Origin of the sequence: Croceitalea marina (assembly GCF_042684265.1) — a bacterium.
Classification (GTDB): Bacteria; Bacteroidota; Bacteroidia; order Flavobacteriales; family Flavobacteriaceae; genus Croceitalea; species Croceitalea marina.
This window is the reverse complement of the sequence record NZ_JBHULB010000074.1, coordinates 1-26,113: the sequence shown is the minus strand read 5'-3', so window position 1 is coordinate 26,113 and position 26,113 is coordinate 1. Positions and strand designations below refer to the sequence as shown.

Sequence of the window (26,113 nt, the reverse complement as noted above, 5' to 3'; positions counted from 1 at the left end):
GGCCAAAGGCGGAGAAGTACTTGTCTGCAAGGGAGATGTGGCCAATGAAGAACAGATGCTACAAGTCGTCCAAGAGGCGGAAGAGCTGTTCGGACAGATTCATGGCGTGATTCATGCTGCAGGAATAGCAGATGGGAGCTTATTAGCATTTAGAGATAAGACACAATCAGAAAAAGTGTTTAGTGCTAAAGTAAGAGGAACCATAGCGTTACAAACTGTTTTTAAGAACAAACAATTAGATATATGCGTTTTCTATTCATCTATATCCTCTATACTTGCACAAATGGGGCAGGTAGCTTATTGTGCTGCAAATAATTTTCTTGATAAGGTTGCAAAATATCAATTTATAAATAGCTCTTTTGTAACAAGTATTAATTGGGACGCATGGCAAGAAGTAGGAATGGCTGAAGAAAGTGTTAAAAAACTCGATGAAAGTCTAAAAATAGATTTAAGCAATGGCATATTGCCTAAAGAAGGCGTCAAAATATTTGACCGAGTACTAAATGTCAATTTATCTCAAGTTATTGTTTCGACGAGCAATTTAAACGGATTAATATCGAATGCGAGTTCGCAAAATGAAAGCAAGGAGAAAAGTATTTATGACTGGATTGGAGTTAATGGTGCTAAATTAAATAGTAGTCAGGAAAAAAAGAACTTTAGCGAAAGGCCAGATTTAAAAAATGAGTATGTAGCGCCTAGAACGAAAGAAGAAAAACTACTTGCAAAAATTTGGCAAGAAATACTAGGAATAAAAAGGGTAGGAATTGAAGATGATTTTTTCATGCTCGGAGGAAATAGTCTAACCATGATGCGTTTGATATCTGTTTATAACGATAAGACTGGAAAGAGTATTAAAATACAAGATTTTTATGCAAATCCTACCATTAAGGAAATTGCTGCATTTATAAATAACACGGATGAGCAATTTGATTTTATATAGATTCAAATATTATAATGAACTTAATTTCTGTATCGAGGATTATATTCTTCTTTAGGTTACAAAACTCCTTTAGAAATTGAAAAAGAATTAAGAAACGAAATGTTAAATGTGGCGTAAAAAAAATAGCACAGTTTTTACTAGCTATTCCACTCATTATTAAATATAAATAATGGAAAAAACATATTTGCCTACAGTTAAGCAGATAGGATATTGGGCTCATTCAAAAAAACTTAAAAATGTATTACTTGAGTTTGAAATAAATATCCAACAAATGAGTGTACCACGTATTGAGCTTGCAGTAAGTAAGTTAATTGAAAAGTGGGAAATTCTTCGGACTGTCTATAGACAAGATGAAACAGGCTTAGTCTATTGTCATGTCTTAAATAAAGATTCTGATTTATTCAAAGTCTCTTATGTAATAACCAAAAATATTCAACAAGAAATAGAAAATAAAAGAAATTATAATGAAAATATTTTGATTAGTGAAGGACCTCTAATTTCCTTCTATATTTTTGATGATGGTAACTCTAGATTGTTTAAACTTTATATCAATCATGTACATTGTGCAGGAATAAGTTATCGAATTTTGATTGATGAATTAACGAGTTTCTATGTTAATCCTCAGAAAGATTGGGGAAATGATCACTATCAATTCGATAAATATGCCAAATATGAAAATGAAGATTTGATAAAAAATTATTCAAGTTTAATATCCTTTTCAAAGGAGAATTTTAAAAAAAGGGATAAAACGCCATTTTTCAATTACACAGAATTACGGATTGATTTAACAAGTATTGAGAATTTATTAAGAGAATTTAGTTTATCACAAGAAACTCCTCAATCCCAATATTTTTTGTCTGAATCAGCCCTACAATATCATTCATTATTTTACATTGGAGACTTAGGAAATTTCAATACTAAATTGGGAATTTCTCTTTTAGGTATAATTGTCAGTGCTTATGCCAATTGTATGTCTAAATTCTTCCATCATTTGGAATTATTAATCATACTATTAGAGAAAAGAAAATCTAAATATGCGATAAAAACAATAGGAGATTTGTGCGGAGAAGTGTTTTATGAACTTGATGGCAGTATTTGTAATACGGATATAGAGGAGTTGAAGTCAATAACAAATAAAATTTATAAGCTTTCAGAAAACATTATATCAAATAGGTATATCTATTTTTCTAATGAAAGAGATGTCCAAGAGAAACTTTGTGGATATATCAATTTTGAAATTAGTGATGTTAAGTTTTCCAATTTTGAAAGAAAAATAGAAGTTTTCGAGGAGGTTGATTATAAACAAAGTATGCTGTTGGAAACTTATAGCACATTATATCAGAACGGATATATTATGTCAAAATGGAGGTTTCGAGATGACAAGGTTAAAAAGGAAACTATTAAAGCCGTCTCTGAATATTTTAAAAGAGAAGTTATGAAAACTTTTGATTTAATCAAGTTAGTCTGAAACAAATATTTTTTTATAAAAGCAATTTGGACCGACATTTCTAGGGAAAGATGAACTTGGCCCGGGCAAAGCTGATATCGCTTGCGCTCTGAGCCCTTTGCAAGTTGCAGACCGTTACCTTTTCCAAGCTGGCCAATGCCTTTGACCATACCGCTTCGTCCGGATCCTCGCTTCGAAGTCCACTTGAATATATGATAGATTTGTGCGCTCAAATTTAGGTTGGCATTTTTAATTGGTGATATTAGCCATGTTCAGGTGCTCCTATTTCTCAGTAGTCGCCCCATTTAAATAGTAAAGAAATAGGAATTAGATTAGTCAATAACGTTTGTGCTATTACAACAAGTTAGTTAAGAAGTATAACCATAATCTATATAGAAAAATATTGAATTAATGTCCAAACTTAAACTGTTTTGTTTTCCATATGCTGGCGGATCGGCGATAATTTATAAAAACTGGAGTGAATTTTTAAACCCATCTATAGAACTAATACCTATAGAGTTAGCTGGAAGAGGGAAAAGAATCAAAGATTCCTTTTATGATAGCATAGATGATGCCGTTGATGACATGTTCAATCAAATAAAAAATGATATTACAGGTCATAATTATGTGTTCTTTGGACATAGCATGGGGGCACTAATTGCTTATGAGTTGATTCGTAAAATTAAGCTCATGAAACTGCCCAGACCAAAACACGTGTTTTTTTCCGGAAGAAAAGCTCCGCATGTAAAAGACGAAAAGGAAAAGAAATATCATTTGATGGATCATGAAGAATTTAAAGAAGAAGTACTCAAGCTCGGGGGAACACCTCCAGAATTTTTCGAGCATAAGGCGCTAATGGATTTTATGCTACCCATGTTGCGACAAGATTTCAAACTAGCTGATGTTTCATTTCACGATAGAGAAATAGAACCATTTGAATTCAATATTTCTGTTTTACTGGGAAAAGATGAAGAAATCACTCCCGAACAAGCTGATGGCTGGAAGCGACACACAACTGGCTTATGTGCCATTTATTATTTCAATGGGGGACATTTCTTTTTAAACAGTGAAACAGAACAAATTGTAGAATTAATAAATACTACGGTTTTATGAGTTCATAAACTTAATGCCAATAGTATGCGCCAAATCTTGGGAATAAAATACTCTGAGTAAAATTTCCCGTATACCTTGCTTTCGCCTTTACGATATCTCAAGAAGAGTCCAGGTAATATTTTATTCCATCAAAGAAGTTATGCTTATTGATCACAACAAATCAATTAAGCAAGATTCGTCAAATATTAACCACAAAAAATCACTAATTGTTAAAATAATTTAAAATGAACACTTTAAGATTTAATCCTATTCCGGAATGGAATACTAGTAATTCAAATAAATATTTCAATGGCTTAAGCAGTTTTTGCCAGGTTGTCTCTTCTGAATTGGAAAGAAAGGAACCCTTAATTATGTGTGAAATTGGTTCCTACATGGGTGAATCGACTTTCATTTTCGCATCACAATTAATTTTTGATGAAATTCATTGCATAGATCCTTACAATGGGTTAGAGGAATTTAATGATATCTCCGATAGAAAGTGGGTAGATGTAGAAAAAGAATTCAAAATCAATACAAGATACTTTAATAACATTATATTGCATAAGGAATATTGTGAAGATGCTGTGCATAAATTTAAAGACAAATACTTTGATTTGATTTATATAGATGCCAGACATACTTATAGTGATGTCAAAGCCAATATTGAATTATTCCTCCCCAAGTGCAAATCAATAATTGCAGGTCACGATTACCAAGAAGAATGGCCGGGTGTTGTCAAAGCAGTTAATGAGATTTTTGGAGCACCAGATATGCTCTTTGAAGATGGCACGTGGATGAAAAGATTAACATAATTCAACCAAAAAAATGGAAAGAAAATATGCAGTAGGAAGTTTAGTCTACGACGGTAATATTTATGATGGCATGAATACAGAAATAGCTGATTTGCCATTTTATTCACGTTGGTTGGAAAAAAAGAAGGATGGACGTATTCTTGAGTTATGCTGTGGTACAGGTAGACTTACTATTCCTCTTGCAAAAGAAGGCTATAATATTGTTGGTGTTGATAATAGTGTAACTATGTTAGAACAAGCCCAAATAAAAGCGGATGAAATTGACGCTTCTATAAAGTTTATCGAATCTGACATGAGGTTTCTGGATTTACCTGAGGTCTATGATACTATTTTCATTCCGTTCAATTCTATTCATCATTTATACGATAATCAAGATTTTTTTAGGGTAATGACCAATGTAAAGAAAAATCTTAAAAAAGATGGATATTTCTTATTTGATTGTTTCAATCCCAATATTAAATACATCGTTCAATCGGAAACGGAAGAAAAGATTATTGCAGAATATGTAACCAAGGATGGAAGAGAGGTTATTATAAAACAGACGATGGTGTATGAAAGTAATACCCAGATTAATCGGATAAAATGGCATTACTTCATAAATGGAGAATTTGATTCGGCTCAAAACATGGATATGCGAATGTTTTTCCCTCAAGAACTAGATCAGTACTTGAACACATGTGGATTTGAAATCCTTCATAAGTTCGGTGGATTTAATGAAGAAACATTTGACAATACCTCTGAGAAACAAATTTTAGTCTGCAAAAATAATTAGCGACTGAAGGCTTCCTTGCCTTTGGAGAATTATACTTATTTGCAAATCAATTCCTATCGTTTAAGCCCCGTCGATAACTAATGCGAAGCTTAAAATAAAACTTTTAAATCATATTATAGTAATGAAAAACTTGAAATTAGAGAGGCTTGAAGGCCTTTTTAAGGAAGCAGCTTATGCTTTTCCTGATAGGGTGGCTTTATCATATAAAGATCAAAAGATTACTTACGAAGAATTAAATGTTTATTCTGATCGGGTGAGTAATTATCTTTTGGACCATGTAACCGAAGAAACCAAATACATCGGAATTTTCTTCGATAGAGGGCTCGAATCAATCATTAGTTTGCTTGGAATCTTAAAAGCGGGCTATGCGTACATTCCAATAGACACATCTTATCCTGAAAAAAGGATCAATGATATAATAACAGATAGTGGTTTAGATTTAATAGCTACAAACAAGGTTAACCATCTTAAAGATACTATTGTCAAAAAAGTAAAAATTGATTTTGAGACGATAAAGAGGCTAAAAAGCCCCGCACAACAAAATAGTATTCTCCCCAAAACAAATGAGGCTTATGTAATTTATACATCAGGCACTACAGGAAAACCTAAAGGTGTTGTTATAGAACATTATAATGTAATTAGACTATTTACAAACACCGAAGATCTATTTCAGTTTTCAGAAACAGATAAATGGACATTATTTCACTCCTTATCTTTTGATTTTTCGGTCTGGGAGCTATTTGGAGCTCTTTTAAATGGAGGCGAGCTTGTTATAGTTCCGTATAAAGTGAGTAGAAACCCAGGCCGATTTGTTGAGTTAATTCATGAAAAGAAAGTTACTGTATTAAATCAAACTCCTACTGCTTTTGCCAATTTCATTCAGTCAGAAAGATATAATGATGATAGGATTGAGACTTTAAGACTCGTCGTTTTTGGAGGTGAGCGTTTAGAAATGGAAATACTCAAACCATGGGTGTCTAGATATGGCTTAGAGAATGTGAAGCTCATAAATATGTTTGGAATTACGGAATCCACTATACATATAACCTATAAGCAAATTTCCCAAGACGATTTTAATGATACTAGTTTAAGTCCTATTGGAATTCCTATCAGCGACATGAACATTGATATATTTAACCATGAAGGGAAGCAAATTACTACATCTGAAATAGGTGAAATGTATATTTCAGGACCTGGTTTGGCTAAAAAATATCTCAATAACGAGGTTCTTACAGCTGAAAAATTTATCTGTAAAGATATTGATGGTGAAGAAGTTCGATATTATAAATCTGGAGATTTGGGCTATTATAAAGACGGCACATATTATTATATCAAAAGAAATGATAATCAGGTACAGTTAAATGGTTTTAGAATAGAATTAAGTGAAATAACCAAGGTTACCGAATTGCACGATAGTGTTGCAAAATCTAATGTTTTACTTGATAAGGACAAACATGAACAGAGTATACTCATAAATTATGTATTGGTTCATGAGCCAATAATTGATACTGTAGCCAAGGATAACTTATCTAAAGAACTGTTCAAACTGATGAAAGACAGGTTGCCAAATTATATGGTACCATTCCAGAATGTCATATTGGACCAACTTCCCACAAATGAAAATGGCAAACTAGATATCCAATCATTAAAGGATATAGAGCTTGTATTCACAGATAACAATGAAGAAAATTCGATACCTGAAAAGATGAAATCTATATGGAGTGAATTACTAGGTAATGAGGAAGTTCCTGAGGATGTAGATTTCTTTGATTTGGGAGGAACATCTTTATCATTAATTCAATTGATACATAAAACCCAGGATTACTTTTCTGTGAAAATTGATGTTTTCAGTATGATTGATCGTCTTACACTGGGTGAATTCATCAATGAAATAGAAGATAAAATAAAACAAAGTGAGATTGTTAAAAATTAAGATTATGAATTTAAGTAAAACAAAAGAGTTTAGTTTAACAGACAAAGAGTTAAAACACTTAAGAGATTATGGATATGTTGGGCCTTTCGACTTATATGAGTCTGATGAAATAAAAGCGATTTGGAGAAGAGAACGAATTAGGCTCTTGGACAGGACTAATGCCATCTACAAAGAAAATACTATTTCCGGAAGTACAAATATTGCGAACTACGATAGGCATTTAGACAATGAATTTTTGGCAAAGCACATTTGTCTTCCGCAGATAACTCACAGGCTAAGTAGTTTGGTAGGTGAGAATCTGACCTGTTGGAGAAGTGAATTTTTTCCAAAGTATCCTGGAGATGCTGGTACGGACTGGCATCAGGCGGACACTTTTGAGAATGCTGGAGGTAAACCACAATTGGTATGGCCTGATAGTTCTGGTTTTGGAGGGACCTTATCCGTTTGGACCGCTTTTTCAGATACTGACCGAAACAGTGCATGCTTACAGTTTATCCCGGGAACTCATGAAGAGATGTTCTATGATGAGCACAAAGCAATGGAGTATAACCCGGAGTTAAATGACAAACTGGAGCGAAACGGCGAAAGGAAAAGTTTTTTTGGATATGACTACAGGAATCTGCAAAAAGATTCAGATTGGGAGCCAGATGAATCAAAGGCAGTTTCGATTGAAATGAAAGCAGGTCAATTTGTGATTTTCTGGTCTACTTTAATGCACGCATCTCATGCCCATAAAGGCTTGGATAATCAACCAATGAGAATGGGCTACTCAGTACGTTATGTGCCTTCTTTTGTAGATGTCTATCCGAATTTAGAAGAAATAACCCAATTTGGAGGAAGTATTTCTCTGGAAAACTATGGAACGGTAGTTGTTTCAGGGGAAAACCTGAACTCAAAAAATAAAGTGGCTACTCACACTATGGGAGGAACTCCATTTTCAGATTACAGGGAATAATCTTGTTTGGGATAACAAAAAGGTTCATTGACCAAAAAAGAAGAAACTTTGGAAACAACTTCAGACGTGTTGCTTCGGTGGACACAATTAAATGAAATCATTGATATCGCCTTTACAATCAAACCGATTGTGCTAGGGAGTGAATTTCCAACAAGAATTAGAAAAAGCAGTGATGAGTTTTTTGATGTCACCTTTAGAAAAGTTTGTAAATATTTACACCTGGACGAGCATATCGAAGTGATAAATGTCATAGACGAGGATTTATCTTTCTTTGAACAATTGATAAGTGAGGTAGTATTCTCTTACGTGGAAAACAATAAGCTTTTGAACTCCTGGAGCGATACCGATATAAAGTTGGCCATTGAACAACATTTTGTGTCTAAAATCAATCCGATCCAATTTCCAAGTTATGATCTGGCGAAACTAAATGTGTACACTTTCGGGGAAGATAAAAATCCTGCCATAATCATGGCCTTACCTTGTGGTATGCCATTAGTAATTGCACAAAAATGGATTGAGCATTTAAGCAATGACTATTTTGTAATCACTTGGGAAACCAGAGGTCTATTTGCTGACATCAACGTTTCCAGCTTTGCATTAGATGCCAACGTTAAAGACTTAATTCAGATAATTGATTATTTCAACCCGAAGAACACACACGTTTTTGGAATGTGTTCTGGGGCGGTAGTAGCTTTAAAAGCGATACATCAATTTCCAGAGAAGTTTAGTAGTGCAAGTTTTTGGCATGGCGACTATAATTGGAGAGACAAAGATATATGGACTAAGTATCAAAAAGATTTGAAGGCTACTTTATGCATTGCGAAAACAAGTATCAATGAAGCTTCGGTTATTAGAGACATCATTTGTGCTAAAAAATCAAGGCTTTCATTACCAGCCTCGCTAGCATGTACTTTCATGTATCCTTATTTAAATGGGAAATTGTTTTATAACTACGCCAACTTAAATGAAAGTATACAGGATTTCGAGATCAATGAAATTGTAAAAGAGATTGAGACTCCTATTCTAATTGCCACAAGTAAAGATGATTCAATAGCTCATCCCAAAGGATCAACCAAATTAAATGAGCATTTAAAGAATAGTGTTTACTATGAAAGGGTCGATGGAGATCATTCTTCTTTTTTTGATGCACCCTTAGAATTAATAGAAGTACTTAAAAACTTTATGAACGGTGCATCATCAAAAACTGACTACGATATAGTTGTTATTTAAGGAAGATAAGTATAGTAACCTCCAAATATCAGAAAACAACAAGTAAAATACAACAAGTACATATTCACCTAGTATTGATTATGGTTATCCATTTTAAATCTTAGTTGTTTTTAGACAAAAAAAACAAACTCTTATAAACAACAATATTAAATAGCTAATAAATACAATACCTCATACTGAAAAAGTTATAAGAATGAGTGGTATTTAGATTAGTAGGGGCACATTTAATTAATAGAAAGGAATATCAAAAATCCGAAATCCACCAAACAAAGTAAGAATCCAAACTCAGATTAATTGAAAAGTCTTTTATAAAAAAATACTAACTCTCTTTTTATGAATATTAAATCAGGAAGTATCCTAAAGCGAAGGCTTAATTATTTAACGAAATATATTTCTAGAAGGTTTACTAGAAAGAACGCAATTGAGGTTTTCGGAAATGATTGTGACAATATAAATATTGTCTATGTGTTGAACCTTGATAATCAAAAGAAAAGGTGGAGAAGCATTCAATCTGAAGTCAAATATCAAAAAATTATCGGCAACAGAAATTTAAGCCATTTCACTAAACGAATTTCTGCAATCAACGGTTCTAATCTAAATCTCGATAAATTCGATTCTTATGAAGTAAAAAAACAATATTCTTTAGAAGATTACTATAAAATAGATCCAGATCCCAGGTTATTGTCAATACTTCGTTTTGATAACTTGAAAATTGACTTGACTAAACAAGAAATCGCAATAGGTCTTTCTCATATCCAAATGTGGAAAAAAATGGTAGAAGAGAAAAAATCATATGCTCTTTTTTTAGAGGACGATATTTTCTTTGAGAAAGATTTTGCGAATAACTTGAATCAAGTTTGGAATGAATTACCAAAGAATCCTAGTAAACAGAAATTTGATATTCTGTATCTATCCTATGAAGAGGTTAAAAGTGGAATGATCAAAGAAGAATACTCCAAAAACTTAGTTAAGCCGATTGGCGGCATATGGTGGTTTTCAGGATATGTATTATCGCTTACCGGAGCGCAAAAGTTACTTGATGAATTGCCTGTAAGAGCTCCAATAGATGTGTGGATTAATTTTATTTTTAATAAACTAGATGTTTTTGCTATTAAGAGACCAATAATTAATCAACGCGAAGATATAGAGTCCGATAATGTCTACTCAATTTTGTCTATGTTGAATCAAGCAAAAAAGAAATATGATAAACGGAAGGGAAGATCACCAATTTTTGTTTTAGCAGAAAATGAAACTATTTCTACATTATTTGGTGATATCCTAGACATGTTGGGATACAGTTGTTGTATTAATAGATGGGGGGAATTCACACAAGAAGTAATCAGTGCTATTGACGAGGGTAGTCCTCTTTTATTTGATGCCCATTGTGGTTTTGATAAACTTCTTTTAAATCACAAAAAAATCAAAAGCACTTACCCAAATACCTTATTTATTATAGTCAAAGATACTAAAGGTATTATTCAAAATCATAGTACTAATGATTATCCCTTTGAACAGGCGTTTAAATCTATTTCGGATAATCATAAAAACAGGACAATAATTTTAGATATTGATGAATTTAATATTTGGGATGAGCTTTGTCATTTTCTTGATTGTGAAATTCCTTCTTTTCCTTTGCCAAAAAATGAATTGCTGATTAAAGCTAAGACCGTTGAGTGTCTGAATTTAAAAGATGCTATATTAAAACCTGTGCAAAGTAAAAAATATCAAAACCTTGATTTTGATGAATCGCCATGGATTTTCCCTGTAGATAACATGAAACTTTTTAAAGATCGACAATACCCAGCAAAAAATGCTAGAATGGTAGGGAATCAACATAAAATATTGGAAGATGATTTCTCTAAGCTGGATCAATCCATATGGATTCAATTGGAAGATACATTTGAGGGAAATCTCTCCCTATTTACTAAAGAGAACTATTCAATACTTGATAATAATGGGTGCAAGTTCGCCCTTCGCGAAGAGAAGTCAGGACATAGGAACTATTCTTCAGCTTCTATTTTAACTAAAAAGAAGCATCACTATGGAAAATTTGAAGTTGAAATGAAACCCGCCAAGGGAAATGGTATTGTGTCAGCCTTCTTTCTGTTTAGATATAATCCTTGGCAAGAAATCGATATTGAATTTTTAGGGGATGATACTACTAAAATCATGCTTAATGTATATTACAATCCCGGTGTAGAGGGTATAACTTATAATTATGGAAATAAATCTGCTCCCATAAAGATTGATCTAGGATTTGACGCTTCAATTGAATACCATAAATATGCAATAGAATGGGAACCCCATGAAATCAGATGGTATGTAGATGATACGTTAATTCATGTCAGAAGAGCTTGGGAACCTACTCCAATACCAAATTTGCCAATGCAATTTTATCTAAATATTTGGGCCCCAGATAATAAAGAATTTGCTGGTGATTTGAGTAATACAAAATTGCCTCAAAGTTGTTTTGTAAAGCAGGTTACACTGTATTCTTGGTCAAATAGGTCAGTGTCTATCTCAAAAGTGGTCCAGCATACGGAAGCTTTGTGATAGTTTAATTTTCAAACTCCATAGATATCAGGATATAGATGCAATAAAGTCTGAAATGGAAAATATAATGTAGGATATCTAATTTGAAATATTAACATTTTTCATGTCAAGAATGCATCTTTAGTTGATTTAGTATTTTATTCGCGTTGATTAAAAAGAGAATAACAATATTGCCAAATTATGCTGTTCGACAAGTGGACTTCACGGCTTCCCAAAACAGCAGTAAATGAAAATATAAAAATCCATAATTCTAAATTATGAGACCGTGAAAAAAGCAGCGGTTCAATAAAAAATTCATGAAGACAAGGATTTGTAGAAATCCCAATTAATTTTTAATTCTTCAGTCTCTCATCTTTCAAAGATAAACATAGTACTATTTCAAATGGGAAGATAGACCAACATCGCAAACTTTTAAGATTTAATAATACTTTATAACATATGTTAATTTCATTTAAAAGAAAAGAAGCTATCTCACTGATACTATATGCTACCCTCTCCAGTATTTTAGGGTTAACGTTGCTATACTATATTAATACCTCGGTCATTATCAATATGGACATCAGTTATGAAAATTTATTTTCTTTTATAGTCATCTTGGTATACACCTTCATTTTTCATAAAATCTTTCAGGAAAAGATAATCACGATTTCCAACAACTTTATCCTCGAAAAAGAAATGCATATTATCGAGGTAATTGGTAATTCAAATCTCAAGGATTTGGAAAAAATCAATGAAGGACGACTCTATGGAATCGTAGAAGATATTAGAGGGTTGGTTTTTATACCTTATTTGGTTTCTAACGGGCTTACTTCTGCAATTTTGTTTTTAGGTGGAGTCATTTATTTATTCCATTTGTCGGCCTCTTCCTCCCTAGTATTTATACTTTTCATTGCCGTTTTCGTTGGGTTATATCAGTTGTTGAATCGTATTAATCTGAAGCTAACTGAGGAGTCTAGAATAAACAACGAAAAATACTTCCAATATTTAAGGGATTTGATTGGAGGATTTAAAGAGATTCTATTGAGTCAAAAAAAGAAGAAAAAACTTGTTGACCAAAAACTCTTTGAAAACAGGGAACATGGCAAAAATTTGGAAATCCGTGTTTCAAATGTATTCTTGATCGGAAACTTATTAGGTAGCTACGGTCTTTGGCTGCTTTTAGGATTAATCTCCTTCTTATTTCCGATACTAGGCCTAATGTCTTCTGAAAAAATAGTTCCTTATATAATTGCCCTACTATTTATTTCGGGTTCAATAACAGCATTGATTTCACTTCAGAATTACGCCGTCAAACAGTATGTTTCACTAAAAAGAATCAAAAGTTTTACAGAGGAACTAAGTGCTTTATCCTCAGATCCAAGTCAGCTTACACAAACCCATTTGACCACTGATTTCAAAAACATCCAATTAAAAGACCTTTCATTCAAATATCCCACCTCCGAATTTGGAATCAAGCCGATTAATCTTACCATTAATAAAGGTGAAACAATTTTTATTATTGGAGGTAACGGTAGCGGGAAATCCACATTTTTAAAAGTATTTATGAATCTTTATCGGGCATCAAAAGGAAAAATAGTCTTGGATGGGAAGCCTGTATTGTTTGAGGATAATCAATACCGAGAACTCTTTTCAGCAATTTTCACAAATAATCATTTGTTTTCAGAACACTATGAGGATTATGATGTTAAAACAAATAAAGAATACAATGTCCTGTTAAAGAAAGTGAAATTAGATTCAATTATTGAAGAAAATGAAGATGTGAGTAATCGAAGCTTTTCTAAAGGTCAGAGCAAACGTTTGTCAATGATTTACGCCTTGTTAGAGCAACGTTCAATTCTAGTATTGGACGAATGGGCTGCAGATCAGGATCCTCATTTTCGCAAGTACTTTTATGAAGAACTTATTCCAGAGCTTAAAAGCCAGGGGAAAACTATTATCGCCGTGACACACGATGACGTATATTTCAAGTATGCGGATCGGGTTATTAAGTTTGAGTATGGAAAAATAGTAAAGGATGTATATACCAAAGACAAACCCACTTTAGTTGACTTGAATATATGGTAACAAAGAAAAAATATCCATTAACCTCTGTTCAGGAAGATGTTTATTATGAGCAACTACTCTATCCTGATTCATGCATCTATAACATTGGTGCTAAAATTAAAATAGTAGGTGTTATCAATATCGAACAATTTAAAAAAGCTTATTCACTACTCATACAGCAACATGATGCATATCGAACACAAATAATCGTAGAAAACGGGAAACCTTACCAAATTTTCAATGAATCATCTCGCCATGAATTGGAATTAGTAGATTTTTCCAACATAAAAGATGCACACGATCACACATTAGATTATATAGATAATCTGTTCGGCCTTTCTTTTAATCTTCAAAGCGACAAACTGCTACATCGGTTTATACTAATAAAGGTCAATGACGAATTACATTATTTGTTTTCCGTTTATCATCATATCATTACTGATGGCTGGGGGACATCCTTAATGTTTCAAAGGCTGGTAAACAACTATAATGAACTGATGGAATTTGGGGCTGTTAAATCCGAATATCCGTACTCGTACAAAAAATTTATCGAAGATGACCTGGAGTATCAAGATTCAGAATCAATTCAAAAAGATTTAGATTATTGGAATGAAAGATTTAGGACTATTCCTGATAGCATATTTATTGCCAATAAGGAAAATAAATTCACTTCGGACCGTCAAGCGTTTTTTATTGTCAGAAAGCAGTATAATGGTTTAGTCCATTTAGCTAAGCAGCTTAAATGCTCTACATTTCACATTATTCTAGGTGTTCTATACGCTTACTTTAGCAGATTTTATCAAAACAAAGACTTTTCAATAGGAATCCCTGTTTTAAACCGGGGGAAATCCATTTTTAAAAAGACCGTGGGCCTGTTTATGGGTATATCTCCATTGCGTTTAGAAATAGATTTCTATGATTCCTTTGAAGAACTCGTAAACAATATAAAACAACAATCAAGATCAGACTATAGGCATCAACGTCTTCCTTTGGGGAAACTTATTCAGGACAAAAATCTATACAACCAAAAAGACAGGTTGTTTAACGTGACCTTATCCTATGAGAAACAAGATTATTCAAGTCATTTCCTAAATACGAAAACAACTGTTATACCCTTAAGTCATAAATCTGAGCGTGTTGCATTAGCAATCTATATTAGAGAATTTGATGAACAGACTGATGTGAAAATAGACTTTGACTACAATCTAGCTTATTGGGATACAATCGATATTCGAAGGATCATGCTCGGTTTTAAAGAAATATTGAGTCAGATTTTAGACAATCCAACGATAATAATCAAAAATCTGCGAATTACACCAACAGAAGAAATAGAACAAATTCTTCAGAACTTTGGCCATACCAGCTATCGTAAACGTAAAAAAAGATCTTTTTTAAATCAGTTTAAAATTAATGCTAAACAATTCCCTTTCAAGATTGCAGTTGATGACGGAAAGAATCGTATTACCTACTCTGAGTTGGAAACGTTATCCAATCATGTAGCATCGCATTTATCTTCTGAAAAAGGTCCTATTGCCCTGTTAATTAGTCGTTCTTCATTCCTTCTTGTGATAAAAATGGGGATTCTTAAATCTGCTCGACCCTTTATTCCCTTAGATTCTGAATTTCCGATCCATAGACTTCAATATATTATAGATAACAGTAAGTGCAAAACTATTATCACGGAAAGGAAAATTGAAAATAAAATGGGGTCTATAAATTTGGAGAATGTTAGCAAGCTCTACCTAAATGAACTCATACGCTCTGAATCATTAAGAACAGACTATTCGCTACTATCCACAGGCCAAATAGCCTATATTATTTATACTTCAGGCTCTACTGGAAACCCGAAAGGAGTGGAAGTGTCACATACGGCTTTAGAAAACTTCTTGGCCAGTATGCAACACACACCAGGTTTTAAAGAAAATGATTATTTATATGCAGTAACCACTACATCTTTCGACATCTCTTTATTAGAACTTTTCTTACCTCTGCTCAGCGGTGGGTCGGTTTACGTAGCCAGAGATGAAACACTATCAGATCCGCAAAAGGTCATTTTACAATTAAAAAAAATAAAGCCGACTGTTATTCAGGGTACACCAAGCTTTTTTCAAATGTTAAAAAATGCTGGTTGGAGGGGAGATTCTAATCTAAGAATACTTTGTGGTGGAGATCTTTTAAGCGGACAACTAGCAGATGAATTAGTTTCAACAAATAAAGAAGTATGGAATATGTATGGACCTACAGAATCAACAATCTGGTCCAGTACTAAGCAAATTTTGGGGGCTAAGGATGCCATTAATATAGGAAAACCGATAGACAATACCTCTTTTTATTTGCTAGACCAATGGTTTAATCCTGTTCCTTGTGGTGCTATTGGAAATTTGTACATAGGAGGTCTAGGTTTGGCAAAAGGATATTATTTAAATGAAAAACTTACCAATGAAAAGTTTATTGAATCCCCTTTTAAACCAAGAAAGAGGATTTATAATACAGGAGATGTTGGCAAATGGAATGATAAAGGAGAAATTATATTTCTTGGAAGAAATGATAATCAGATAAAGTTAAGAGGATATCGAATAGAATTAGGCGAGATTGAAAGTAAGCTAATTGATTCTCCGTATATCAAGGGTGCAGTTGCAATTGTAAGCAAAGTCGAAGAAAATTCTCTGCTTGTAGCGTATATTATTCCAGATTTAGGCTATGAGCAAAGTTTGGTTTTTGATTTTCTTGAAAAAAACCTTCCTTACTACATGATTCCCCAACAGATTATCCCAATGGATTATTTTCCTTTAACCGCAAATAAAAAAATTGATCGGAAGCAACTTCAAAATAGAAGAATCGAAAACAATATTACGGATAATGAAGTATTTAATTCGGAACTTGAGACTAAGATTGCAAAAATTTGGGGGAACGTACTAGGCTTAGATTTGATTGGTTCTGAAGACAACTTCTTTAGGTTAGGAGGTCACTCTCTTAAAGTCGCAAAATTGGTTTTTGAAATGAATACCAAATTGGACACAACCTTGGTTCAAAAGGATGTTTTTGAGAACCCAACAATTAGAAGGCTGGCGCGTAAAATCAAAAAAAGTAATTCCAAAGGTCTAATAAATACAATTAAAAAAGCTGACGAAAAAAAATATTATGCTCTGACCTATGCTCAAAAAAACATTTGGTTTGCCAGTCAAACGGAAAGGGGATCTTTAGCCTATAATATGAATATTCGCTTCGATGTGAGCGGGGTGTTAAACATTGATTTTTTGAATCGTGCTTTTCATCGGGTAATAGAAGACCATGAAATTTTAAGAACAAATTTTGTTGAAGTTAGAGGAATTCCGCAACAGATAATTAGACCAATAAGGGAGGTTGACTTTGAAATTAAGTACTATAGTGAAATCGATATTCAAAACGACAATCACAGCTCTTTTTTTTACCATATTTTTGATTTGGAAAAGGATTGTTTGATGAGAGCCCTGATCTTGGAAAAAGCAAATAACTCATTTGATTTTTACTTTTCTACTCACCATATTATTCTTGATGGTTTGTCTATAGAGCTGCTAATAAAGTTCGTTGCCAAACAATATAATCTTTTAACTAAACCGGAAAAATCAATTGCAAAGATTCAAAACTTTCAATTTAAAGACTATTCTGAACATCTGAATACTATCAACATCACAGAATCGGAAAACCATTGGAAATATCACTTGAAAAATTATCTTCCTTCCCCTACGTTTGAAACCAGTTATAGTGACAAGATCTTTTCTTTCGATGGAGGCCACCATCATTTCAAAATCCCCACAACAGATGTTGAACATATACGTGACTTGGCCAAACAGAACAAAATTACGCAGTACACTTTATTGTTATCTCTATTTTTTTCATTCGTAAATGCGATGGAAGAGGCTGAAGACATTTGCATCGGGACAGTTTTTTCGGGGCGAGAGAACAAAATATGGAGCAACGTGATGGGCATGTTTGCTAATACGGTTCCTCTTCGAGCACAAATAAAGAAAAGCAACACACTTTTGGAGGTTATTGAAATAATCCAAAAAAGTTTATTGGATTCTTCAGAACATCAGAACTATCCTATTGCTGAGGCTGTTCCTGATATTAAAAATATGATTGACGTTTTGGTAGTGTATCAAAACCCAGAGTTTTCTTTTGATAGATTATTTGGTTTTAAAGATTTAGAATTTAAAGTTGTCCAACATAATCAAGAAACGTGTAGGTTACCCTTAACATTTAACTTTTTTAATGAAAAGAGCACAACAATCGTCTGTGATATAGAGTTTAGCACCAATCTTTACCTCAGGGAGGATATAATCTATTTTGCCGAAAGATTCAAAATATTTATAAATAAGTTTCTCAAGCAACCTACAAAAGAAATCCATGAAATAGATTCTAGACTAAAAACAGAAAAACTAATTAATATTCAAATAGACCTAAATTTTTAACTATGAAACACTTATTTATCATTCTAATAGTTCTTTATACCTCTACATCATATACACAAACCGTTAGTGGTTTTGTAATAGATTCATCAAACAACCCAATCTCATATGTGAACATTCTTTTATTAAACCCTAGTGATTCTACTTTGGTTAAAGGTACTGTTTCTAATGAATTAGGTAAGTTTAAGCTAACAGAGATAAAAAAAGGAAAGTATGACCTATATATGAGTTTGTTGGGCTATAAGGCCGTCGATAGAGCATTGGTAGTTGGTGATGAACCTGTTCAACTGGGCAATATTATCATGGAAGAAGAAGCTGAAGAATTATCCGAGGTTGTTGTAGAAGCCCGTAAACCAATGTTTGAGCAAAAAACAGATCGTTTAGTAGTAAATGTAAAGAATAGTATAACTTCAGCTGGAGGAACAGCATTGGAGGTATTGGAACGTTCCCCTGGAATAATTGTCAACAGAGGTCAGAACACATTATCCATGAACGGAAAGGATGGTGTTCTTATCATGATAAACGGAAAATTATCTAGACAACCCTTACCAGCAGTCATGCAGATGTTGGATGGCATGAATTCGCAAAATATTGAAAGCATTGAACTCATATCCAATCCTCCAGCTAAGTATGAAGCAGCTGGTAACGCCGGTATCATTGACATTCGAATGGCTCAACAGGAGGACCTTGGAATGAATGGTTCTGCAAGTCTAACGGCAGGTTATGGAAGAAACGACAAGGAAGGGGCTACCCTTAATTTAAACTATAGAAAAAACAAAATTAACTTATATACAGACCTTTCTTTTTATAGAGATCATGGGGACGAGATTTGGGTCAATGACAGAATCATTAATAATATAGATGAAACACTGACATCTCAAACCATCACCGATAGAGATCCAATATCTTTAAATTTTAATGGAAAATTGGGTATGGATTATCAATTGACCGAGAAGGTGGTTATAGGGACTTTTATATCAGGTTATTTCAACGAATGGGACATGGAAGCTAGTAATGTTGGATTTCAACGAAGCTCTGTTAACCCTGCCGTTAATTTCACTTCTAACAATACAGAATTGAACAGATGGTCTAACGTTTCGGGTAATTTAAATATCTTATATAATTTAACTCAAAAATCAAAGCTCAATTTTGATATTGATTATTTGTATTATAACAATGAAAATCCAACTTCCTATAGAAACGATTTCTTTGATGAGTCAAATAGTCTTACTTCAAGTCAAGTAATCCAGGCAACAAAGGACACGCCTATCGATATTTGGGTTGGAAGGGTTGATTATGAAAATCAGCTAAATGAAAAGATGAAACTTGAGTTTGGCGCCAAAGGAACCTTCTCTTCACTTGACAACAATGTAGATATTCAGGAATTAATTAATAACCAGCTTGTTAGAGATGAAGAACTCAGTGAATTTTCAGATTTGAAAGAGCAAATTTTAGGTGTATATGGCACATTGAATTATTCAATAAACGAGAAAACAGATTTGAACTTAGGATTGAGATATGAGCGTACATCAACTGATCTTACTAGTCTTTCCGAAGGTCAGGTATTGGACTTGAACTACGATAACTTATTTCCAACAATATTCCTATCTCGTACACTCTCGGAGCAATCTAAACTGATTTTTTCCTACGGCAGACGGATTACTAGACCAGCCTATAACGATTTAGCACCTTTTGTCATATTTCTAGACCCTAATACCTTCTTCTTCGGGAATACGGCATTGCAGCCATCCATTAGTGATAATTTAGAATTGAACTATCAAGTCAAAAAAACTATTGTTTCGTTCAAATACGGTCATGAATCAGATGCTATTGTAACGTATCAGCCTATAGTCCTCGAAAATGGGAATCAAGTATTTACGTCTCTCAATTTAGATTATCGAGACACTTATACACTTTCCCTATCCCAGCGTTATACTTTTTTTAAATGGTGGGATGGCAATATAAATGTACAGGGAATACGTCTCGTGGCTAATCCCATTGACAACGAAAAAACGAATGCCAACTACATTGGTCTAAACGGAAGTCAGACATTCAAATTTGGTGGAAATTGGTCATTTGAACTTTCAGGTTGGCTTCAGACGGAGCGAAAAGATGGCCTCTCCAGCTTAAGTAATATTGGCAACATCACACTAGGACTTCAGAAAAAATTCTCAAATGACAGTAGGCTAAGCCTTACCGTTAACAATCTTTTTGGATTTGAGTATGATGTTTTTACTACAGAAGGTCTTGACGTTAACTATTTTACGAACACAAACTACTCGTACGAACCAAGAATCTTTAAGCTTACCTACTTTTTTATATTCGGTAACAAAAAACTTAAAGGAAAGCGCAATAGAAATACAGGTGCCGAAAATATTAAGTCCAGGGTTAATTAGATGAATGGAATGAGGATTATTCATAGCTTCTGGTCCCGGCCTTTTCTCAAAAAAGCTAATTTCAACTACTACGATAGAAGTGCTGGCGGATGGATAGACAGAAGGTTTAACTATTATTCTTGGGCACTCAGCTGTCTCACTTTCAAGAAGTTTTATAAGGATATCGTACTGTATTCGGATAGTTATGGAGCAACTTTGCTGGGAGATAAACTTGGTCTTCCGTATACCGAAATAAAAATAACACTAGACCAATTGGATAAGTATCATTTAGACCTTTGGGCTATTGGAAAATTATATGCGTATCAATCTGAAACCAAGCCTTTTTTACATGTTGATGGGGATGTATACATATGGAAAAGGTTTAGTAATAATTTAGAGGAAGCCGCCTTAGTTGTTCAAAATTTAGAAGATGAATTTAGCTATTATGAGGAAATTTACACGCAAATACATGAGCATTTTAAATATATCCCGGAATCAATATCAAGGCATGCAAGGAATGGAAGGGGTTTCTCTGGAATAAATGCGGGTATTTTCGGTGGTAATGATATTGATTTCATTCAGTATTATGTTACAAATGCCCTGGAATTAGTCAATAAGAATAAATCCAGACTAGAAAACGTTAACATTGGATTGTTTAATAATTTTTACGAGCAATGTCTTTTTAGGGTCTTGGTAGAAGAGAAAGGTAAGAAAGTATCTTCTCTTTTGAAAAATGTCAACGATCGTTTTGATGGACTATGTGATTTAACGGGAGTTCCGGAGAATAGCTGGTATGCACATGCAGTTGGAGTCTATAAAAAAAGAAAAGAGACCAACGAATTAATTGAATTTAGACTCAGAAGTGAATTTCCAGACTACTACTACAAAATAAATTATTTGATTCAAAAGTCCGTAATATGATTTTAAAGGAGACAAATACGGAATATCTTAAACTTGATGAGCCGGCTGTTTTCATCCGCAGACAGAAAATATTAGATTCTTTGGATACACAGAAGTCAATTATTCTTTTGAAAAAAGAGGAAGAATATTTCCAGAGTAATCCAGAAGACATGTCTTACCTCACCGGTGGTTCCGGTTTGGTTTTTTTATACCTTGATTTATTTGAAAAGACTAAAAACAACTCTTATTTGGAGAAAAGCAAGTATATTCTTTTAAATAATTATGCTGATTTTCTTAACAATAAGTATGCTGGTAACGGTTTATATAAAGGAAAATCGGGTTTATTATTGACTGCGTTTTATTTCTATCTTTTTAGTCAGGATGAAAAACTTATACCTGTACTGCAAGAAATTTTAGAGTTTATTTTTGAAGACTGCATTTTAACTGAGGAAAAATACGCTGTCTGGTATAACCCATTACAACTTGTAACAAAGCCTTTATGCTCATTTGGTCATGGAGTTTCAGGAATTGCTTATGTGTTATCAATTATTAATTCTAGTGTACAAGATGCGAATCTTTCAAAATTGATTGATAAAATCAATGGTTATATCTACGAAACTTTGGGAGAAGAAATTGATGTGTTTTGTGATTTCAGAAGAGAGATATTAAATTCAACAGATTTAGAGCTTTTTAAAAACCATTTAATTAATAAAGGAATCGATGTATTTGAAAAAGGGGAAAAGGATTATTCCATTGAGCATGGTAGACTGGGCATTCTGTTTTACAAAGCGTTTGACAAGCATAGTATGTCTGAATTGGAGACTGTTTTTGGACGTCAGGATGCGAATCAACAAGCGAATTCGGTTAAGTCAACGTTGCAATATCTATTAAAGGTTAATGAAACAAATGAAAATAAAAACTTTCTATTACCTTATCTTAATCCTGATACTTCTTTAAATCTAAATCAAAAGGCCTTTGTTGATTCAACAAAATTCTATGAATCCCTTATAAAAAGTAATTACAAAAAGACCTTTAGATACTTAAAATCAATAAATCAAGATTTTCAATTTAAGACTGTAAATTTCGATTTGAAATCTATTATCTTGAACGAAGTTGATGCTGTTGACCACATTAACAACATCTTGGCCAACTGTGAGTACGACGAGAACTTCATTTATAAAAGATACACAGTTCATCGTAATGTGAGAAGTTACATTTCATCTGTGTTGGCTCAAGATCGGATAATGGAGTCCCTATCAATTTTGGACGATGATCTACTTAATAAAAAGCTCATTTTTAAAAAAAAGAATGAAATAAAAACTTTCTATTGTAATTCAAATGGAGAGGTAAAACAACAGTTTTGTATTTGGAAATATTCCTCTGAAGAGGGTATAGAAGAGTATGTGATGGATATGATGTCTTTTATTCTAAACAGATTCAATAAAATAAAATCAATCAGACAAGTTCTATATGAAATGATTCTTTATTGCAAGTTGTCAGGAAAAAAGAAACTAAAACCACTAATAGACTATTCCAATTCCAAAAACAAGGAAGATTTGATTCTGAGACTTCCTTTTTTGTTCGTGTATCAAATTAGGGTTCTAATAAAAGATGGGATTTTGGAATATGTTGAAGAAGGTGAAAAAAAATTCACAACATTGGAGGCTTTACTGTTTTTGATACTCAAGTCCTTAAGGGTAAATACAATATTCAATACCACAATTAAAGAGTGATTCATATTTTTCACACAACTCTATCCAAGAGTCTTCATGATTCATATTATGATTCAATAATTCCTACATTTCCAGCAAATATTCAAAATCGCTTAGGTAAATTTAGGAGATGGGAAGATGCGCAAGCAACTATGTTGGGGAGACAACTTTTAAAATACGCTCTAAATCTAGTTTACAATTATCAATTAGCTTACGACGAAATCAGCTATACAAAATTTTCCAAACCATATTTACTGCAAAACAATGAAATACAATTCAATATAAGTCATTCCGGACTTAGAGTACTATGTGCAATCGGAAAAGAAGAAATAGGATTAGATATTGAAAAGATAAATGAAAAAATAAATATCGTTGATTTTAGAAATCACATGACAAACTTCGAGTATCAGAAAATCGCATCCTCGAAAAATCATTTAAAGGAATTCTATAATTGGTGGACTCAAAAAGAGGCGGTTATAAAATTACTTGGTCAAGGATTATCTATCCCTTTAAACTCTTTTGGGATAAAAAAATTTATAAGTTATGTGGGCGAGAGAAAAATATCAATTTCAACTTTAGATATTGACAATGAATATTGTTCGAGTATGGCCACATACAATACGATTCCAAAAAATGAAATCTTTATCCATAAAGTGAAAGCTAAAAAATTAATTGCCAGTTAAATAAATAAAGGTGATAAATTAAGAACGAAAACAGACCCGAAAAGAGCAATGTTTTACTTTTGGTTTCCTTATAATAAGCGATGTATATAAAAAAGGTAAATAAAAAAAGAAAAAATGATATGTACGGCAAATAGAAAAGAATTGAATACTTATTTGGTAATCCTATTGCCAATATGTAAAAGTTAATACCCGCTGTTTGTTTAATTGCTAGTACTAACCCTATTAGAAACACTATACTAAATATACCTGATAAGCCGTAGAAAAGCGTCAATATCTTTCTTCTACGGCTTTCGCTTCTGATGCTTGAGAACAAACTGATCATTGTTAATATTATTGTTAAAATGGCAATTATCAATGGAATTAATTTAATCAAATCAAACTGCCCCAAAGCACTTGCAAATTGAGAGACACCTCCGTGTGGTTCAATATCTGTAATGAATGAAATGTGATCGTTAAGTTCATCTTCATATACATTAACAAAATTATTGGCAACAAATTCTTTAAGTAAATTCTTCCCTGTATCAGTAAAAGATGTACCATGTCCATGATAAGGCATGTTTACAATATTTTCATTCTTTAGTCTTGTGGCTATTTCCTCAGCATTCTTTGGTGGAGTGATGGGATCAAACCCTCCTGAAAACAACAATGTGGGAATATTTTGAAAAGAATCTCTTTTTAGTTCCAATTTAATCTTAGTGGAATCTGCCTTGAATATTTTATTCCATTGATTGCAAACACCATAATCCGAGCTGTAAAAAGATAACCCCCCCTTTAGTCTTATTTCCTTTTTTGCATCCTCCTTATACTCTTCCAAGGAATTCTTGTTGATTACTTCACTACAGGTTGTGCAATAGTAGACCCCATAATCAAGTCCCAGGGCCCCAGAAAATGCGGCCACAAGATTTCCCAAAGTTGCTTTATTTCCCAGATTGAACTCATAAATCAACATAGGGAGTATTTCTACCAAATACCTTTGGTAAAGCGACTGTTGGATTGCAATTTTGAAATCCTCGACATTATAAGTGAATTCTCCTGAAGGGATTACTGAAGTATCAACTTGAACAGTTATTGGTTCATTTTCTAGCTTTTCGATGGTTTTATAGTAGACCTCTTCCAAGTTAGGATATTTAGTGTTACATTCTATATTCTTTTCACATTCGTCGAACAATAACTTCAAACTATTAACATAATTGGAAGTATTCAAATCGAAATAATCACCAATATCCGAAATGGGGGAATCAAGTATTACCGATTTCGTATCTTCAGGAAAGAGTTTTGCGTAAATTTGCGCTGTAAAGGTTCCATATGAAACTCCATAAACATTCCAATTTTTAATTCCCATTGCCGATTTAAGAGCATGGAAATCATTCGCTATTGAAAAGCTGTTATATGCCATAAGATCGATTCCTTCCTTCAACAAAGAATCCCTGCATGAAAGTACAGTCGAAATTTTTTCATTCTCATCATCCTTCTTAGATTGATTCTTGGCTAGTATTTGCAATATATCTTTCCCTAGGTCTGGACAAAGATTTGGTACTGAAAATCCCGTCCCTCTTAAATCCATAAGAATAATATCACTAACCTCCCTTAAGGGATGATTTAACCATCCTCTGACTCCATAAATGGAACTTCCTCCAGGCCCTCCTTGAATAAAAATTGTTGAAAGTGTATTTTTGTTGTTTGAATTTGATTTAATCTTAGCAACGGCCAATTTTATATGTCTTCCCTCTGTCCTGCCCCAATTTTCAGGAACCTTAAGAATTCGCCATTCTATTTCAGATTTAGTTTCCTCCGGAATATCCAGAAGAGGTTCTGATCTGGTATATGAGAATCGATTGTCATCTATTTCTTGACAAAATGCATTAACCGCAATTAATACAAAAAGGCACATGGCCAAGACATATCTTTTTTTGCAGATATGAGCGTCTTGTACCACCCTTTTAATATTTGCTTGGATATATAGTCTAAACTCGCTTTGCCGGACTATTTTGCCGTTTTGATTAGTTGCTGCACAAGGACTCTTGGACTTACAGCCCTTGAAGGCTTTGCTTTGTTTGAAGCGGTTTCGTGCTCCATACCAAGATTTATTACTTTTCAGCTTATGTTCTTGGGGACAGGTATAGCAGTCTGTATTCATATCATAGATGAAGTGTACCACTTCGTGTTGGGAGTCGGAGGCCTGCGATGCTCTTCCGGTGTCGGGTACGCCCACCAGGTT

The 26,113-nt window shown here is 33.3% G+C and carries 16 protein-coding genes; 15 read left to right on the top strand and 1 reads right to left on the bottom strand.

All coding sequences use genetic code 11. The features are described 5' to 3' along the window. From ACFSQJ_RS14740 to ACFSQJ_RS14670, 15 genes are all read left to right on the top strand, one after another. Positions 1–940 (top strand): SDR family NAD(P)-dependent oxidoreductase (locus ACFSQJ_RS14740; protein ID WP_377767725.1); only part of this gene is annotated, 940 nt, incomplete at its 5' end. A 169-nt stretch (positions 941–1,109) separates the two neighbouring features. Continuing rightward, entirely contained in the window at positions 1,110–2,408 is a 1,299-nt protein-coding gene (locus tag ACFSQJ_RS14735) for a condensation domain-containing protein (protein WP_377767724.1), read from the top strand. Positions 2,409–2,798: 390 nt separating this feature from the next. Beyond that, complete coding sequence (locus ACFSQJ_RS14730; RefSeq protein WP_377767723.1) at positions 2,799–3,500, top strand: thioesterase II family protein; 702 nt, start codon at positions 2,799–2,801, stop codon at positions 3,498–3,500. Positions 3,501–3,724: 224 nt separating this feature from the next. Further along, the gene (locus ACFSQJ_RS14725) at positions 3,725–4,291 is read left to right on the top strand and encodes a class I SAM-dependent methyltransferase (protein WP_377767722.1); all 567 of its coding nucleotides are present in this window, start codon (positions 3,725–3,727) and stop codon (positions 4,289–4,291) included. A gap of 13 nt (positions 4,292–4,304) precedes the next feature. Continuing rightward, positions 4,305–5,063 (top strand): class I SAM-dependent methyltransferase, encoded by a 759-nt coding sequence (locus ACFSQJ_RS14720; RefSeq protein WP_377767721.1) that lies wholly within the window; start codon positions 4,305–4,307, stop codon positions 5,061–5,063. A gap of 121 nt (positions 5,064–5,184) precedes the next feature. Continuing rightward, a complete protein-coding gene (locus ACFSQJ_RS14715) occupies positions 5,185–6,996 on the top strand; it encodes a non-ribosomal peptide synthetase (protein WP_377767720.1) in 1,812 nt (603 codons plus the stop codon). A gap of 4 nt (positions 6,997–7,000) precedes the next feature. Continuing rightward, positions 7,001–7,951, top strand: coding sequence for a chlorinating enzyme (locus ACFSQJ_RS14710; RefSeq protein WP_377767719.1), 951 nt, complete (start codon positions 7,001–7,003; stop codon positions 7,949–7,951). Positions 7,952–7,978: 27 nt separating this feature from the next. Continuing rightward, complete coding sequence (locus ACFSQJ_RS14705; RefSeq protein ID WP_377767718.1) at positions 7,979–9,181, top strand: alpha/beta fold hydrolase; 1,203 nt, start codon at positions 7,979–7,981, stop codon at positions 9,179–9,181. A gap of 333 nt (positions 9,182–9,514) precedes the next feature. After that, positions 9,515–11,734, top strand: a complete 2,220-nt coding sequence (locus ACFSQJ_RS14700) for a family 16 glycosylhydrolase (protein ID WP_377767717.1) — start codon at positions 9,515–9,517, stop codon at positions 11,732–11,734. A gap of 438 nt (positions 11,735–12,172) precedes the next feature. Continuing rightward, positions 12,173–13,798: an ATP-binding cassette domain-containing protein gene (locus ACFSQJ_RS14695; RefSeq protein ID WP_377767716.1), complete on the top strand. Its 1,626-nt coding sequence runs from the start codon at positions 12,173–12,175 to the stop codon at positions 13,796–13,798. Continuing rightward, positions 13,792–18,228, top strand: coding sequence for an amino acid adenylation domain-containing protein (locus ACFSQJ_RS14690; protein WP_377767715.1), 4,437 nt, complete (start codon positions 13,792–13,794; stop codon positions 18,226–18,228). The genes ACFSQJ_RS14695 and ACFSQJ_RS14690 overlap by 7 nt, the downstream gene beginning before the upstream one ends. A 2-nt stretch (positions 18,229–18,230) precedes the next feature. Beyond that, on the top strand, positions 18,231–20,621 hold the full coding sequence (locus ACFSQJ_RS14685; protein ID WP_377767714.1) for a TonB-dependent receptor domain-containing protein: 2,391 nt from the start codon (positions 18,231–18,233) through the stop codon (positions 20,619–20,621). Between the two features lie 9 nt (positions 20,622–20,630). Further along, positions 20,631–21,521, top strand: coding sequence for a DUF6734 family protein (locus tag ACFSQJ_RS14680; protein WP_377767713.1), 891 nt, complete (start codon positions 20,631–20,633; stop codon positions 21,519–21,521). Beyond that, positions 21,518–23,233, top strand: a complete 1,716-nt coding sequence (locus tag ACFSQJ_RS14675) for a lanthionine synthetase LanC family protein (RefSeq protein WP_377767712.1) — start codon at positions 21,518–21,520, stop codon at positions 23,231–23,233. Before ACFSQJ_RS14680 ends, ACFSQJ_RS14675 begins: the two co-directional genes overlap by 4 nt. Next, positions 23,230–23,895, top strand: a complete 666-nt coding sequence (locus tag ACFSQJ_RS14670) for a 4'-phosphopantetheinyl transferase family protein (protein ID WP_377767711.1) — start codon at positions 23,230–23,232, stop codon at positions 23,893–23,895. The genes ACFSQJ_RS14675 and ACFSQJ_RS14670 overlap by 4 nt, the downstream gene beginning before the upstream one ends. Here ACFSQJ_RS14670 and ACFSQJ_RS14665 read toward each other — a convergent pair. Continuing rightward, positions 23,873–26,113 (bottom strand): alpha/beta fold hydrolase (locus ACFSQJ_RS14665; protein WP_377767710.1); only part of this gene is annotated, 2,241 nt, incomplete at its 5' end. The two genes, ACFSQJ_RS14670 and ACFSQJ_RS14665, sit on opposite strands and share 23 nt — an antisense overlap.

Excerpts from the sequence above, each read along its gene's own strand:
- ACFSQJ_RS14680 (WP_377767713.1), top strand. The coding sequence starts at position 20,631 with ATGAGGATTATTCATAGCTTCTGGTCCCGGCCTTTTCTCAAAAAAGCT.
- ACFSQJ_RS14730 (WP_377767723.1), top strand. The coding sequence starts at position 2,799 with ATGTCCAAACTTAAACTGTTTTGTTTTCCATATGCTGGCGGATCGGCG.
- ACFSQJ_RS14675 (WP_377767712.1), top strand. The coding sequence starts at position 21,518 with ATGATTTTAAAGGAGACAAATACGGAATATCTTAAACTTGATGAGCCG.
- ACFSQJ_RS14725 (WP_377767722.1), top strand. The coding sequence starts at position 3,725 with ATGAACACTTTAAGATTTAATCCTATTCCGGAATGGAATACTAGTAAT.
- ACFSQJ_RS14685 (WP_377767714.1), top strand. The coding sequence starts at position 18,231 with ATGAAACACTTATTTATCATTCTAATAGTTCTTTATACCTCTACATCA.
- ACFSQJ_RS14695 (WP_377767716.1), top strand. The coding sequence starts at position 12,173 with ATGTTAATTTCATTTAAAAGAAAAGAAGCTATCTCACTGATACTATAT.
- ACFSQJ_RS14735 (WP_377767724.1), top strand. The coding sequence starts at position 1,110 with ATGGAAAAAACATATTTGCCTACAGTTAAGCAGATAGGATATTGGGCT.
- ACFSQJ_RS14710 (WP_377767719.1), top strand. The coding sequence starts at position 7,001 with ATGAATTTAAGTAAAACAAAAGAGTTTAGTTTAACAGACAAAGAGTTA.
- ACFSQJ_RS14690 (WP_377767715.1), top strand. The coding sequence starts at position 13,792 with ATGGTAACAAAGAAAAAATATCCATTAACCTCTGTTCAGGAAGATGTT.
- ACFSQJ_RS14715 (WP_377767720.1), top strand. The coding sequence starts at position 5,185 with ATGAAAAACTTGAAATTAGAGAGGCTTGAAGGCCTTTTTAAGGAAGCA.
- ACFSQJ_RS14700 (WP_377767717.1), top strand. The coding sequence starts at position 9,515 with ATGAATATTAAATCAGGAAGTATCCTAAAGCGAAGGCTTAATTATTTA.
- ACFSQJ_RS14720 (WP_377767721.1), top strand. The coding sequence starts at position 4,305 with ATGGAAAGAAAATATGCAGTAGGAAGTTTAGTCTACGACGGTAATATT.